A 13,219-nucleotide genomic window follows, 5' to 3' on the forward strand; every position below is an offset into this window, starting at 1 on the left:
TCCTCTTCATCGTCCTCGTATTGCTCGCCATGCACGTTCAGCACGCCGCCGCGCGCCCAGCGCCGTGAGCCGCCACTCTTCGATCCTGCCCACACCTCCTGCCGGCCGCAGTATCTGTCGTGCGACGCTGTCGCGCGGCGCACCGGGCAGACGCAAGTCTGCGAGCCTCCGCGGCGTGAAGTAGCGATGCCGCTCTTCTGGCTCGATGCCACGCAGAAACTCTTCCGCACGATCGCGAAGATGACCGGCGATCTCGGGTTGCATCGCGTAACCGACAGCGTCGACCAACAGCTGCAATTGTGCAGGGGAAGCGTACGGCGAATCATCGCGGGTGAGCGCATCGACCAGCGTGACGGGGATTCGATTGCTGTTTTCAAACGGGGTTAGTGCCGCCAGCACCGTGCTGCATCCTGCGGAACCAATGGCGCGCCCGAAGAGGGTGTTCACGGTGGGCAGCGCCGTCGAGAATCCGGCAACCACCGCCACGGCATCGATGCGCTCGGCCAGTAGCTCCGCCGCCAGTGGCCCGTGATACTCGACGAAGTCCGTTCCCTTCGCGATTGCCCTTTCACGCAGAGCCGCGGTCAGTAACGGAGGCGCGGCAGGATGCGGTTTGAAGACGATACGTTGCGGCGACCAGCGCACCGCGCGATCGATCAGCTGCTTCTGAAGGTCGATCTCTGCATCTGGAGTCACCAGTCCCAGCGCCGAAAGATATTGCCCCAGAACCAGCACGGTCGGTGCGCCATCGGCCAGCGATAGGAGTTCGCCCGTGTCTGTCTCGCTGAGCACCGCCGCAAATGAGGCGGGCGGCACCGGAACGACCACGGCGGCAGGAGAAGCCACCAGCGGACGCACTCCTGGCACGACGTCGGCGTAGACAACCCCTTGAATGCGTGCCGACACCGCATGTGGCAACTGCACCCGCATCGGCGAGTACGTCATCAGACCATCGCCGATGATCGTGATCCGCGCGCGCGAGAACAGCGACATCAGCGTGCGCGCTGGCGCCACCTGCGGGCTTTGCACGAGCACCTCTAGATCAGCGGTATCGAGGCTCCATGCGCGTGAAATCAGCCGCTCCAGCATCGGCAGATCAGCGTCTGCTGGTTCCCAAGCGCTGGGATGCAGCGGCCCGAGGATATCTTCCAGTCGCTCTACGCGGTCAAACCGATCCCGCAGAGAGCGGAGTGCCGGTTCGTCTGCAATCCCGACCGCTGTCTCCGGCACCCGCGATGACACGAACGGTACGAGGATGCGCTCGGCATCTGCGTCGACAAGCCCCGCGTCGATCGCTGCCGCTACCGTCGCGAGTCCATAAGCGCTGTGCAGCGCGAAGATTTGAGTCACGCGGCGTGCCCTGCCTGTCGAAGGACTCCCGCGAGGACCCGCCGTCGTGGTCCATCAAGTCGCGCGACGGCGGCAGCCACATCGTCAGCAGGGAGCGTGCGGAGCAGGTCTCGGATGCCGGTCTTCATCTCGCCCCGCAGCCCCCGCCTCATCTGCCGCGCACGCACCAGATGATGAGAGCTGAGGGCCAGCGCTGTCCATACCGCCTTCGGCATGAAACGCTCTCCCTCCGGATCGCGCTGGACCGTAGCAATGACCTCGTTCATCGCCCGGACAAAGTCGAGCTGACGTCGGTCGCGTACCTGCGTGAGGGAGGTGCTTACGCCACGCCGATAGAGCAGCGCCGGCGCGTCGACGACGGCGAAAGACTGAGCTCGGAGGTGGAGGTTCCAAATCCATGGCCGGTCTTCCGCTGTGAACAATCCCTCCGGAAACTCCGCTAACCCTGCATCGATGACCTTGCGATGAAAAATCCCCGCCCAGGCGTAGGGATAGTCGACCATCGTCGGCTCGTTCTCCGGAAGGATCGCTGCCCTGGGAGGCACTACCCGGTCGCGCCACGGGTATGGCGCGCGCACCAGCGTGCGTTGCATGCCGGTCACAGTGACATGATCGGTGCGCAAGAAGTCGCAGCGAAGCTCCTGCAAGTGTGACCGCAACACCTCGAGTCGCCCCGGCTGCATCCAGTCGTCCCCATCGAGAAAACAGAACGCATCGCCCTCCACATGTGCGAGGCCCTGGTTTCTGGCACTGGCGAGACCACGCGCGACCGGATTACGCAAGACAGCGGAGTGCGGAAACCGGTCGGCGTACTGCCGCATGAGCGCGCCGGTGTCGTCGCGCGAACCATCATCAATGGCGACGAGCTTCAGCGAAACGGGATCGTCGAACTGCCTGGTGAGGGTTTCCAGGGTCGTACCGATGTACTCGCCAGCGTCTTTGGCGGGCAAGATAACGGTGACAAGAGGCTTTCGCACAGGACTCCAGCAGACGGGCGGTTTCTCGCCAAGGTGCCAGGCCCCCATTGCCGCACATCGACGCGGAGGTGAACGCAAGGTTTCTTCGGTTCGCGAGCGCACGGCATATCCGCGACGATGGGAGCATGCTCTGGCCTTGCGGATCTGCCTGGCGCCCCGTTCATCAGCGGCGTCGAGACAGCGTCGAGCTGCGTTGGCTCAGCGCCAGGGCCTGGACCAGACACTGGTATCCGCAAGGTATCGATGTGGGCACGTGGCGAGGGAAACGAATGCTGGCCGTGAGCTGGTTTCGACAAGACCTTGCCGGCACACACCTCGCCTCCCGCGTAACCCTCATCGATCTAGAACGCTCACGCTCCCTGGACATCTTGCTCGCCGAGCTCGGAGACGACGGCCAGCTACACCCAGCGCGAATCCACGCGGGCGGAATCGCCTGGTTCGGCGACAGACTCTTCGCCGCTGCGACCAAGCGCGGCATTTGGGAGTTCAATCTCACGGATCTCCACAGCATCCGAGGGGCTGATGCTCGCCGTCTCGCTGGCGGAGGAGGCGGCGGCGCTCGCCGCACTGCCCTCGTCGCGGTGCGCACCAAGATGCACCAGGTAGATCTGCGATGCTCCTTTATCGGCCGTGCGTTCGACGAGGCAGGATCCTCACTGCCCCGTGTGCTCATCGGGGAATATCAGACCGATGAGCAGGGCCAGATCGGAGAATTCCACATCCCGGAAGACGATGGCGGATTCGTCGAACTTGACCGGTTCGTGCCACACATCGCCCGTATGCAGGGTGCCGTCAGACTGGGTCGCGAGCACTTCGTGTCGCAGTCGGATGGGGTGAAACCAGGAACCCTGTGGAGCGGCGGCAGTAACTCTTTACAGCGGGCGGCGGCGCCCTTGCCCGTCGGATGCGAAGATCTGGCACTCGACCTCAACGAACGGCAGCTCTGGTCGGTCGGTGAGCATCCGTGGCGCCGAATCGTGCGCGGCATCCCCCTTTCCCGCGTGGGCATCAGCGGCTGATCACACCGAGTCCATAGCGCAGCGCCCGTACACTGGACGGGTGAAGAAGCCCGCACCTTTCCTCGTCTACACCGTGCTGCGGCTGCTGGCGTTCCTTGTTCCGCTCGCCGTCCTCTGGTTCTTCTTTCCGATCTTCCGTGAGTTCTGGTGGCTTGCCGCGATCTTTGCTGCGCTGATCGGCGCGAGCATTTCCATGCTGTTCCTGCGTGCGCCGCTCACGGATGCCTCGACGCGACTGCACGAGCGCCGCGAGATGCGCGCCTCAGGTGAATCCGCCGACGCGGACGCAGAAGACCAAGCGATCGACGACAGTGTGCCGGGTAACGACAAGGCCTGATCGGCATCAGGGGCTCCCTTTTTGCCATCAGGCTGGCTAGCGTCATTTTAGCCATTGCCCGATGTCCAGGGATCGGTCGACGAACCAGTCCCCGACTTGCTCGCCCATGTCACCCACGATGATGTAGCCGTCCTCGGTGAACTCGTAGATTCCATTGCGCCAGGAAGCGGGAGTTGACTCCCAACCCGCACCAACCGCGACACCACCGGCAAGACCAGCTCCACCGACCGCCCAGACGGGGACGGTTGCGCCAGCGGCGACCCAGCCACTGATAGCCACCGCGCCAAGGCCTCCTGCCCCCTCGACCAGCACATCGACAGGCTCCTTGCCATCGGCGATCGCCCACGCCCCGAGGCCGATGTCGGCAACTGGGCCGCCGACGGTGTCGAGAACGCTGCGTAGCGACTTGGTGACTTCAGCCACCGAGCTGAGCTTCCCCGCGAGACTGTGGAACTGCTCTGGAGTGCCATCTTCGATGGCCTTCAGCAGCGTCGCCCTGAGCGCTGGGTCTCCTGATGCATACGACTTTCGAGACATCTCGTCGGCTAGGAATGCGTACCCCTCAGCCTGGAACGTCAAGTTCGCGACCTTCTGCTCCCAACGCACGTCGAGGTACCTATTGGCCGCACTAAAGCCAAGACCTGCGGCCGTCCGAATGCCGTCGTTCAGCGACTGAACCTGAGCCTCACCCGGAAGCCCTGCGGCGTAGCCGACAAGGTTCGTATAGATCCAGGCCTTGTGGTCTCCGTGCCACAGCACCACGTCGTTCTGAATCCGGTCATACTCTCGCAGACGCTTCTGATAATCGCGCCACTCGCTCCAGGAAACGTCCGCGTCACTCTGCGGGACGGCACCCGACCACGTTGGCGCGAAGACTGTGGTGTCCGCAACTCTGAGCCCCACGGCCGCAGCATGCGCGAGGAATCCTTCAAACTTCTCCTGCATACGCTCGACCTTGCCCGCGAACACTTGCAGCGTCTCGGCGAACGGGCCTGCGAGGTCCGCCACCTCGCGAGATGCCGCGACCATACGGCCTACGACCTCGTTGAACGCGTCGCCAGCCCGCCCCTGCCAGTAGGTGTACGACGTAGTTGCGATGAGGCCATCGATAACGTCGGCTTCGTTGGCCGCGCTCTCCGCTTTGTGGCGAAGCCACTCTGCTGCGTTACGGATCGCAGAGGGGCTTCCCCCCACCTCGATGACGCACGAACCGGGCATCAAGAATCACCAAGTTCAGATGAGATGCCCTCCAGCGCCTCGGACACAGTCTCTTCATCGTCGATGATCCGAGCGGCGATGTCTTCCAGCAGCCCGGCGATGTCGCTGTGCACTCCAGCGAGCAACCCGGTCCATTCACTCATCCGGCCGAGGACATCCGCGATCGGCTGCGACCCCTCCCCTGCGTCGACCGACTCAGGCACAGCGCGTGTCGCACCCCCAAGCAACTCGGCCGCATCCTGCAACTCCGAGGCGGCGAAACGAACTTCAGCCGTCTCAAACTCGATCTTTGTCATCGCAGACCGCCTCGATGCTGGGGTTGTGTATCAGGACGCGGATCCATGAGGATGCGGGTGATGTTCATCGCGGACGCCTGCTCCTCGAGCTCCGGCGTCCGAAAAAGCATCCATGCCTGCCGTGCGCCCAACGCACTCTCGAGACGATCGAGGGCAGAGTAAGCCGCGACGGCGAGTTGACCCGTCGTGAGGCGGAGTAGCGCAATGCTGGCTCTACCCTCGTGGTCTTCGCCATTGATCGGGACATAGACAACAGGTGGTGTCGTCCGCTGAGACACAATCTCCATGATTCCTCCCCGTGTGATGCGCAAGCGCGCAACCTACGGCCGGAGCATCACGCGTGAATATTAGCTGACGAACGCCCAGAACAGCGCGACGGCGTACAGCACCGACGTCAGCGAGGTCAGCGCGAGGGCGGTGACCAGCTCTTTCGGCTGACGGTACGACCAGACGATCGCAATAGCTGGTAGCCCAGCGAGCAGCGCCAGGAGCGAGATCCAGGCCACAGGGAACAGCAGCGCCAGGAACACGGCGATGCCAAACGGGGCCAGCACAAAGAGCGTGAACAGCACCTGCGTCGCGCGGCGACCAATCAGCACTGTCAGCGTGCGCTTGCCCACTTCACGGTCTTGATCGATGTCGCGCAGGTTGTTGGCGAGCAATACGGCGCAGGCGAAGAGACCGGTCGCAATCGCCCCCAGCCAGGCCTGTACCGGTAGCTCGAAAACCTGCACCCAAGTGGTGCCGAGCGTGGCGACGAGGCCGAAAAACACGAACACGAAAACTTCGCCGAGTGCGTAGTAGCCGTATGGCCGCTTGCCGCCGGTGTAGAACCAGGCGGCAATGATGCTCACCGCACCAACGGCCAGCATCCACCATTGCTCTGTGCGAACGACGATCGCGAGCCCCGCTAGTGCGGCGAGCGCGAAGAACACGAGTCCGATGGTCAGGACCGTGCGGGGCCGTACGCGCCCCGAGGCGGTAAGCCGAGCGGGGCCGACCCTGTGCGCATCCGTACCACGCACTCCGTCGCTGTAGTCGTTGGTGAAGTTCACACCGATCTGTAGAAACACCGCAACGGCGAGACAGGCAAGGGCGATAACCCAGTGCAATTCCGGGCCGGTGCTACGCGCGGCGCCGGTGCCGATCACAACAGGGGCGATTGCCAGAGGAAGCGTGCGTAGGCGTGCCGCGCCGATCCAATCAGATGCAGTGACGGGAGCTGCCTCAAGCACCGGGCGCCTCGCGGGGTTACCGCTCGTGCGGGTCGAGGTACGCGCCGAGCGCCGGGTCTTCTTCTTGCGCTGAGAGGATGCTGCCACTTACCGAATCTTACTGGGCCATCCCATGGCGAGCCTCAGAGGCCAGGGTTGCTGTCTTTGCCGTCGAGCCAGAGCATGTCGGACACATCGCCGTGAGAGCCGCCCTTTCCGACGTGCTTACTACTGATCTGCGGCCCCTTCGTGACCACATGCACCAGTGCCATCGCGTGGCCTTGGCCGAGCTGATACTCCTCTTTAAGCCAAGCGACGATTGGCCCGGCCTTGCTCGTCTGGTCAAAGCCCTGTGCTGTCGCTAGCTCGATGAACTGCCGTGGCGTGAGCCCCGTTTTGGTCTCGATGTTGTCGAGGTATGCCTGGAACGACATGAGCACTCCTGGTTCGGTGGTGACCTGGTTAGCCTGCTGCGCCCACCGGAATGATGGGGCGGTGTTCGTAGTAAGTCTGCAACACCACCGTGGTGCGCGTGCTGACATTTGCCGCCAACCGCACATCGCGTACAAGTTGTTCCAGCGCACGTGGCGAGGGGACCCGCACGAACAGCATGTAACTCGCATCGCCCGCGATCGAATGACACGCCTCAATCGCGTCAAGGTGATCGAGAAGCTCCGGCGCATTGTCTGGCTGCGCGGGGTCGAGAGGCGTGATCTCGATGAAGGCCGCCAGCGGCGTGCCGACCTGCTCAGGGTCAAGGATCGCCCGGTAGCCGGAGATCACTCCCCTCGTTTCCAGTCGCCGCAGACGCGACTGCACGGCCGAAACCGACAGCCCCACGACGTCGGAGAGTTGGGAGAGTGTGGCGCGACCGTCTCGGGAGATCGCGGACAAAATTGCGAGGTCGACAGGATCATCCATAGCTGTAAGATTATCGTCACTACTCTGCATATGCCGGAATGTTTCCGTTAAAAGCTCCGATCGGAGGTCCCGATGTCCCTTATATCTGCCCACAGCTCCGCTGTCCAGGCCATCGTCGGCGAACCCGAGGTCGTCGAGGACGAAGCGCGCACCCTCGCAGCAGACGTCGAGAACACCGCAGCGTGGGCTCAGCTCAAAGCCGCTGTGATCGAGCTTCGTACTCTGCAGGTGAAAGACGGTTCGGTTTCGGACGCTTCGACAAGCTCAGCGACCGAAGCGGGGGGCTCAGCGACCGAAGCGGGGGGCTCAGCGAACGCTTCGACAAGCTCAGCGACCGAAGCGGGGGGCTCAGCGGACGCTTCGACAAGCTCAGCGACCGAAGGTGGGGGCGAAGCGAAGCGGGAGCGGGCGGCGGAGCTGGTCGCGGAGATCACCGACGGGATTCGGGCGCTCGCGCCTTACTTCCCGCACGATGCTGAGTATCTTGCGGCGTCGATCGCTGACTTTGACCGGTGGGCTGCTGAAGGCTTCGGCGTGCCGGACTTCCTCGACTCCCTGACGGCGTTCCAACCGCAGCAGCATCGGATCGACGGCATCCGCCACCTCGTTGTGTTCCCGATGTATACGCAGAACGGATCAAGCGAACGGCTCGTTGAAGCACTGATCGTGGAAACGATCTGGCCGGAATTCATCGCCGCTCTCGAAGCGGGCGACTACGGCAACAAGCTGTTCGTTTCGCTGCGCCTGGTGGACTTCACCCCCGGGTACGACACGAACTCTGCGGTGTTGTTCCCCGAAACGGTGGCGATGCGCGAGATCCCAACCTTCACCTGGGGTGCGATCTTCCAAGACCGCGAGGCCGCCAGGTACCGTCGCGTTACGCGGGCTGCGGCGAAAATCACCAAGCTCGACCTGCCAGAGCGGGCAGCCGCAATGCTCGACGATCAGGCGTTGACAGAGCGCGCGTTCGTGATGTGGGACATCATCCACGACCGCACGCATATGCGTGGCGACCTTCCGTTTGATCCGTTCATGATCAAACAGCGAATGCCGTTCTTCCTCTACTCGCTGGAAGAGCTGCGGTGCGATCTCACCGCCTTCCGCGAGTCGGTGAAGATCGAGCGGTCACTCGGCGCACGCGCCGCATCCCACGAAGAGCTCACTGCGTCAGAGCAGGAGATGCTCGAGCACGCTGGCCTGGTGCAGTACGCCGTGATCTTCGACCGTATTTTCCGCTTCGCGATCACCGGTTCACGCGTGCGCAACTACGACGGGCTCGGCGGTCAGCTGCTGTTCGCTTGGCTGCATCAGCGAGGAGTGTTGCACTGGACGGATACGGCGCTCGCTTTCGACTGGGATGCCGTGCCAGATGCGGTCGTCGCGCTGGGCGACGCGATTGACGAGCTCTACTGGCGCTCAATCGACCGGCCGAAGACAACGCACTGGCTCGCGGCATACGACCTGGTCCGCTCGGTACTGACCCCGCACCCGGCGTCGCGCTGGGCGCGAGGCCTACCGGACGACATCCTCTCCGGTGCTCCGAAGGGATACACCGACGCGGTCTTGGACGACGAGTTCCCGCTGTCGATGTTCTTCGAAGCGCTCGACAAGAAGATGAAGCCCATCATCGAATCGACCGTCGGCATCCGCGGAACCGACGACTAGTAACCCCGCCCCCGTCACTGCCCTGAGGTACAAAATGTCTGAACATGCCGATTCGAACGCTGGCGGACGCACCGTCGTACTGGCGGGGGCGACCGGCGCAGCAGGACTCGCGACTACGCGCGCCCTGGTGAGCGAAGGCGCGCGCGTCTTCGCCACCGGCCGTTCGCCCGAGCGCCTCGAAGAGGTCGCAGAGGCGGGAGCTCAGGTCGTCGTCGCTGATGCAACCTCTCTCACGGAAATGACGGCGTTGGCCGCCAGGATCGGCAGCGTCGATGCGGTGATTCCGCTGGTCGGTGGCTGGCGGGGCGGAGGGGGCCTGGCAGGTCAGTCCGATGCCGACTTCGCCGCGCTATTGCCGGCGCTCGATGCGGTCCGCGCCACGAGCAGAGCCTTCGACGACGCCTTGCGCGCCTCGACGGCTGGGCGTTTCGTTATCGTCTCCTCGACCGTTGTCGCGCGGCCACTTGCCGGAGGCGCGAGCTACGCCGCGATCAAGGCAGCGAGCGAAGCCTGGGCGCGAGCAGTCGCGCAGGGATACGCCAAAGCCGCGCGCGACGCCGAAGAGCCGCTGCGCGCTGCGTCCGTGGTGTTCCGCACGAAGTCGCTTGTCCCAGAGACCCTGGCGGCACGGGTCGTCGGGCTCTGGAACGACGATGCGGCCGAGCTCAACGACCGTGTATTCGATCTGAGCTGAGTGCAGTGACGATCATTTCGACAATTAGGGTGGTCACGTGAGCATCCAGCATGACCCCGCGATTCGCGGCTTCGCCAGTGACAACTATTCCGGTATCCACCCCGACGTGCTCGCGGCCATCGCTGCGGCGAACGGCGGCCACCAAAGCGCCTACGGCGAAGACGTGTACACCGCCCGTCTGCATGAGGTCTTTCGCGACCACTTCGGCGACGAGGTGCACGCTTTTCCGGTCTTCAACGGCACCGGCGCAAACGTCACAGGGCTGCAGGCGATGCTCCCCCGTTGGGGCGCGGTCATTGCGGCCTCGACGGCCCATATCAATGTGGACGAAGCGGCGGCTCCTGAAAAAATCGGCGGCTTCAAGCTGCTCACCGTTCCCACTGATGACGGCAAACTGACCCCTGAACTGATCGATCTTGAGGCCTGGGGGTGGGGAGACGAGCACCGCGCACAGCCTTTGGTTGTCTCGATCACGCAGAGCACAGAGCTCGGCACCGTGTACACAGCGGAAGAGATTCGTGCGATCGCCGATCACGTGCATGAGCGCGGCATGAAGCTGCACCTTGATGGCGCCCGCATCTCGAACGCGGCTGCTGCCCTCGACCTGCCGCTGCGAGCGTTCACACGAGACGCCGGCGTTGACGTTCTCACCTTCGGCGGCACGAAGAACGGCGCCATGTTGGGCGAGGCGATCGTCGTCCTCAACCCAGAGGCCGCTGATGGGCTCAAGTTCTCACGCAAGTTCAACATGCAGCTGTCCTCGAAGATGCGTTTCATCTCCGCACAGCTGATTGCGCTTCTTGAGGGCGACCTGTGGCTTCGCAACGCTCAGCATGCGAACGCGATGGCGGCACGCCTGCGCACGAAGATCGAGGCCGGCATCGCCGACGGGGCGATCACCGGTGTCGGGTTCACCCAGCCAACCCAGGCCAACGGGGTCTTCGCGACCCTGCCAGACGGCGTTGCCGATCAGCTGCGCGATGTGTTCCGCTTCTATGACTGGGACGCCGCACGCAAAGAGGTGCGCTGGATGTGCGGATTCGACACCGAAGAGTCAGATGTCGACGCTTTCGTTGCAGAGCTCTCTCGCCTCACCAGCGCGTAAGCGCGACTAACGCAGCAGGCCGAGGCTCGCGAGCGCTTGGCGGATGAGTGTGCCTCGGCCGCTTTCCATCTCGGCGACGACCGCGTCCGAAGCAGCGGCTTCGGGTGAGAACCAGGTCACCTCAAGCGCGTCTTGACGAGGCTCGCAGGTGCCGGTGACTGGCACAACGAACGCAAGCGAAACGGCATGCTGCCTGTCATCGTGGAACGCTGTGACGCCAGGAATCGGAAAGTACTCTGCCACGGTGAAAGGGAGCGGCTGGGGTGGCATCAGCGGGAAGGCCATCGGGCCCAGATCGTTTTCGACGTGCCGGAAGAGCGCTTCGCGCACCGTCTCCCCGAAGCGGACGCGGCCAGAAACAATAGTCCGCGTCATCTCCCCCATCGGAGTGGAACGCAACAGAATCCCAATCTCTGTCACCTGTCCAGCACCGTCGGTGCGCACGGGGATTGCCTCGACGTAGAGCATCGGCAGGCGACGTCGCGCCTCTTCAAGTTCAAACTCGCTCAACCAACCGGGGTTCCCGTCTGGAACGGGCGGATGCGCGTCACGGAAACCGCCGAGACCTTCGTCTTCGGGCTCCGGATCGGGATCAGGTGTGCGGACCGACATGTGTCATTTCTACCAGCCGTCTCTGCATACCAACACCAGACGTACGTCGGCGGCACCTGGCAAGATGACGGTGTGAGCGAGAATCTGACGATCGATGACACGGCGACCAGATGGTCCTCCCCCGAGCGGGGACAGCTGCCGTTGCTCGTACTACTGCACGGTTACGGGGCAGACGAGCACGACCTCTTCGGCCTCGTCCCCTACCTCCCAGAGGGCATCGCTGTTGCCTCGGTTGCCGCGCCCCTCGCACCACCATGGCCGATGCCTGGCCGATCGTGGTACCCCATCGAAGGATTAGACGGTCGCAGCCCCCAGGCTGTGACCCGTGCGGCAGAAGCTTTTCTGCGTTGGCTAGATGCAGTGGTGGGCGATGCCCCCTCTGTCGCGCTTCTCGGATTTTCCCAAGGCGCCGCTGTCTCACTACAGGCGCTGCGGCTGGCCCCAGAGCGCTTCGGGTCTGTGGTGGCACTGAGTGGTTACGCGGCACCGGGCACCCTGCCTGGTGATGAGGCGCTCGAAGAACTACGTCCCCCGGTTTTCTGGGGCAGAGGCACCCATGATGATGTGATTCCTGCCGAGCTGGTGGCACATACGGCACAGTGGCTCCCCAGCCACTGCAACCTCTCCGGTCGTGTCTACACCGGGCTCACCCACAGCATCTCCGAGGAAGAGCTCACAGACGTGCACCGGTTCCTCTCGAACTGGCTCGACAACATCACCGCCGCCTGACGGCCACCCGCGTTCATAACTCAGGAAAACCGGCAGGATCCGACCTGGTTGGTGGCCCGAAGGCCGAATCCTGCTCACAATTCCTGAGTTGTGCACGGTTCAGATGGCGTTCGCCTGGCCTCGCCATGCATCGAGAGTGGCATTTACAGCCACGGTGAAGTCGGTCGGCGCAACACCAAACGTCTCCTCGACCTTCGTGGAGTCGACAACGAACGGCTTTTCGAACTCGTACATCATCTCCGGCAATTCACGCACAAGCGGCGAGAAGATGCCCAGAAGCGAAGCACCGGTCTTCGACAGGCGACTGATCTTCGGCTCCCCAGAGCGTCCAGCGGCGTTCCACACCTGCCGAGCGAAACCCTGCTGCGTCATGGCTGGCTGCACAGGCGCGATCCACGCCTCACCCCAGCCCTTTTCGCTGGTGCCGATTGCAGCCATCGTGCGGCCGGCATCGGGAACATACGAGAATGACCGCAGCTGGTCAGTGCGCCCGAGGAACATCATCGACTTGCCACGCATTGCCGGGATAAAGACATCCTGCGCGCTGCGTTGGTAGTGGGGTCCGAAGAAGTTGGATGGGCGAACGAGCGCGACCTGCACGCGTCCGAGGCGGTGTGCCTCAAGCGCAGCATCGGACATCTCCTTGCGCACCTTTCCCTTGCGGGAGGTCGGGATCTGCGGGCTGTCTTCACGAATCACACCGGTCGGCGGGCTGTAGCAGTAGAGGTTGTCTCCCAGCACTACGCTGGCGCCAACTTCGGCGCATGCATCGAGGATCGCGGCCTGCAAAGAGGGGAACTGTTTCAACCACTGCGTGTAGGGCGGCTGAGCTGCCTGGTAGACGACATCAGCACCACGGAGCGCGGTGGCGAGAGATTTGCTGTCGTAGAAGTCGGCCGTGACAACTTCCATCTCAGGTGATGGCGGGGTGAGGTCCTGAGTACCTGCGCGCCTTACGATCCGAACGGTCTGGCCGAGATCCTTCAACGCAAGGGCGGTTGCAATACCCAGCGCTCCACTACCAATAACTACGTGCATGAGATCCTCCATGTTTCCAGCGGTAACTTTGAACTACATTTACC

The 13,219-nt window shown here is 63.4% G+C and carries 16 protein-coding genes; 6 read left to right on the forward strand and 10 right to left on the reverse strand.

Annotation, left to right across the window (positions count from 1 at the left end; genetic code table 11):
- Positions 1 to 6: 6 nt before the first annotated feature.
- Positions 7 to 1,350 carry a polysialyltransferase family glycosyltransferase gene (locus AB0O87_RS00350; RefSeq protein WP_363510470.1) on the reverse strand — a complete coding sequence of 448 codons (1,344 nt, stop codon included), beginning with the start codon at positions 1,348 to 1,350 and terminating at the stop codon, positions 7 to 9.
- The gene (locus tag AB0O87_RS00355; RefSeq protein WP_363510473.1) at positions 1,347 to 2,327 is read right to left on the reverse strand and encodes a glycosyltransferase family 2 protein; all 981 of its coding nucleotides are present in this window, start codon (positions 2,325 to 2,327) and stop codon (positions 1,347 to 1,349) included. Before AB0O87_RS00355 ends, AB0O87_RS00350 begins: the two co-directional genes overlap by 4 nt.
- A gap of 125 nt (positions 2,328 to 2,452) precedes the next feature.
- Between AB0O87_RS00355 and AB0O87_RS00360 the strand changes: the two genes are divergently transcribed.
- Together AB0O87_RS00360 and AB0O87_RS00365 are read left to right on the forward strand one after the other, a co-directional pair.
- Positions 2,453 to 3,346, forward strand: coding sequence for a hypothetical protein (locus tag AB0O87_RS00360; RefSeq protein ID WP_363510476.1), 894 nt, complete (start codon positions 2,453 to 2,455; stop codon positions 3,344 to 3,346).
- A gap of 40 nt (positions 3,347 to 3,386) precedes the next feature.
- Positions 3,387 to 3,683 (forward strand): DUF4229 domain-containing protein, encoded by a 297-nt coding sequence (locus AB0O87_RS00365; RefSeq protein ID WP_363510479.1) that lies wholly within the window; start codon positions 3,387 to 3,389, stop codon positions 3,681 to 3,683.
- A gap of 42 nt (positions 3,684 to 3,725) precedes the next feature.
- Here AB0O87_RS00365 and AB0O87_RS00370 read toward each other — a convergent pair whose 3' ends face one another.
- From AB0O87_RS00370 to AB0O87_RS00395, 6 genes are read right to left on the reverse strand one after another with little or no spacing between them, the layout of a single operon-like run.
- Positions 3,726 to 4,901, reverse strand: coding sequence for a hypothetical protein (locus AB0O87_RS00370; RefSeq protein WP_363510482.1), 1,176 nt, complete (start codon positions 4,899 to 4,901; stop codon positions 3,726 to 3,728).
- Positions 4,901 to 5,197, reverse strand: coding sequence for a hypothetical protein (locus AB0O87_RS00375; RefSeq protein ID WP_363510484.1), 297 nt, complete (start codon positions 5,195 to 5,197; stop codon positions 4,901 to 4,903). The genes AB0O87_RS00370 and AB0O87_RS00375 overlap by 1 nt, the downstream gene beginning before the upstream one ends.
- Positions 5,194 to 5,484 (reverse strand): SAV_915 family protein, encoded by a 291-nt coding sequence (locus tag AB0O87_RS00380; RefSeq protein ID WP_363510487.1) that lies wholly within the window; start codon positions 5,482 to 5,484, stop codon positions 5,194 to 5,196. The genes AB0O87_RS00375 and AB0O87_RS00380 overlap by 4 nt, the downstream gene beginning before the upstream one ends.
- Positions 5,485 to 5,544: 60 nt before the next feature.
- Positions 5,545 to 6,519, reverse strand: a complete 975-nt coding sequence (locus AB0O87_RS00385) for a 1,4-dihydroxy-2-naphthoate polyprenyltransferase (protein WP_363510490.1) — start codon at positions 6,517 to 6,519, stop codon at positions 5,545 to 5,547.
- Between the two features lie 35 nt (positions 6,520 to 6,554).
- Positions 6,555 to 6,845, reverse strand: coding sequence for a DUF4287 domain-containing protein (locus AB0O87_RS00390; protein WP_363510493.1), 291 nt, complete (start codon positions 6,843 to 6,845; stop codon positions 6,555 to 6,557).
- Between the two features lie 28 nt (positions 6,846 to 6,873).
- Positions 6,874 to 7,332: an Lrp/AsnC family transcriptional regulator gene (locus AB0O87_RS00395; protein ID WP_363510496.1), complete on the reverse strand. Its 459-nt coding sequence runs from the start codon at positions 7,330 to 7,332 to the stop codon at positions 6,874 to 6,876.
- Positions 7,333 to 7,404: 72 nt separating this feature from the next.
- On the opposite strand from AB0O87_RS00395, the gene AB0O87_RS00400 reads away from it, so the two are divergent.
- From AB0O87_RS00400 to AB0O87_RS00410, 3 genes are read left to right on the forward strand one after another with little or no spacing between them, the layout of a single operon-like run.
- A complete protein-coding gene (locus AB0O87_RS00400) occupies positions 7,405 to 8,997 on the forward strand; it encodes a DUF6421 family protein (RefSeq protein ID WP_363510498.1) in 1,593 nt (530 codons plus the stop codon).
- Positions 8,998 to 9,031: 34 nt separating this feature from the next.
- Positions 9,032 to 9,691 carry an SDR family oxidoreductase gene (locus AB0O87_RS00405; RefSeq protein WP_363510501.1) on the forward strand — a complete coding sequence of 220 codons (660 nt, stop codon included), beginning with the start codon at positions 9,032 to 9,034 and terminating at the stop codon, positions 9,689 to 9,691.
- A gap of 37 nt (positions 9,692 to 9,728) precedes the next feature.
- Entirely contained in the window at positions 9,729 to 10,796 is a 1,068-nt protein-coding gene (locus tag AB0O87_RS00410; protein WP_363510504.1) for a low specificity L-threonine aldolase, read from the forward strand.
- A 6-nt stretch (positions 10,797 to 10,802) separates the two neighbouring features.
- On the opposite strand, the gene AB0O87_RS00415 is transcribed toward AB0O87_RS00410, so the two are convergent.
- Positions 10,803 to 11,408, reverse strand: coding sequence for an NUDIX hydrolase family protein (locus tag AB0O87_RS00415; protein WP_363510507.1), 606 nt, complete (start codon positions 11,406 to 11,408; stop codon positions 10,803 to 10,805).
- Between the two features lie 72 nt (positions 11,409 to 11,480).
- On the opposite strand from AB0O87_RS00415, the gene AB0O87_RS00420 reads away from it, so the two are divergent.
- Positions 11,481 to 12,137: an alpha/beta fold hydrolase gene (locus tag AB0O87_RS00420; protein WP_363510510.1), complete on the forward strand. Its 657-nt coding sequence runs from the start codon at positions 11,481 to 11,483 to the stop codon at positions 12,135 to 12,137.
- A 99-nt stretch (positions 12,138 to 12,236) separates the two neighbouring features.
- On the opposite strand, the gene AB0O87_RS00425 is transcribed toward AB0O87_RS00420, so the two are convergent.
- Complete coding sequence (locus AB0O87_RS00425) at positions 12,237 to 13,175, reverse strand: NAD-dependent epimerase/dehydratase family protein (RefSeq protein ID WP_363510512.1); 939 nt, start codon at positions 13,173 to 13,175, stop codon at positions 12,237 to 12,239.
- Positions 13,176 to 13,219: the final 44 nt, after the last annotated feature.

The organism is Microbacterium sp. NPDC076768 (assembly GCF_040687205.1).
Classification (GTDB): domain Bacteria; phylum Actinomycetota; class Actinomycetes; order Actinomycetales; family Microbacteriaceae; genus Microbacterium.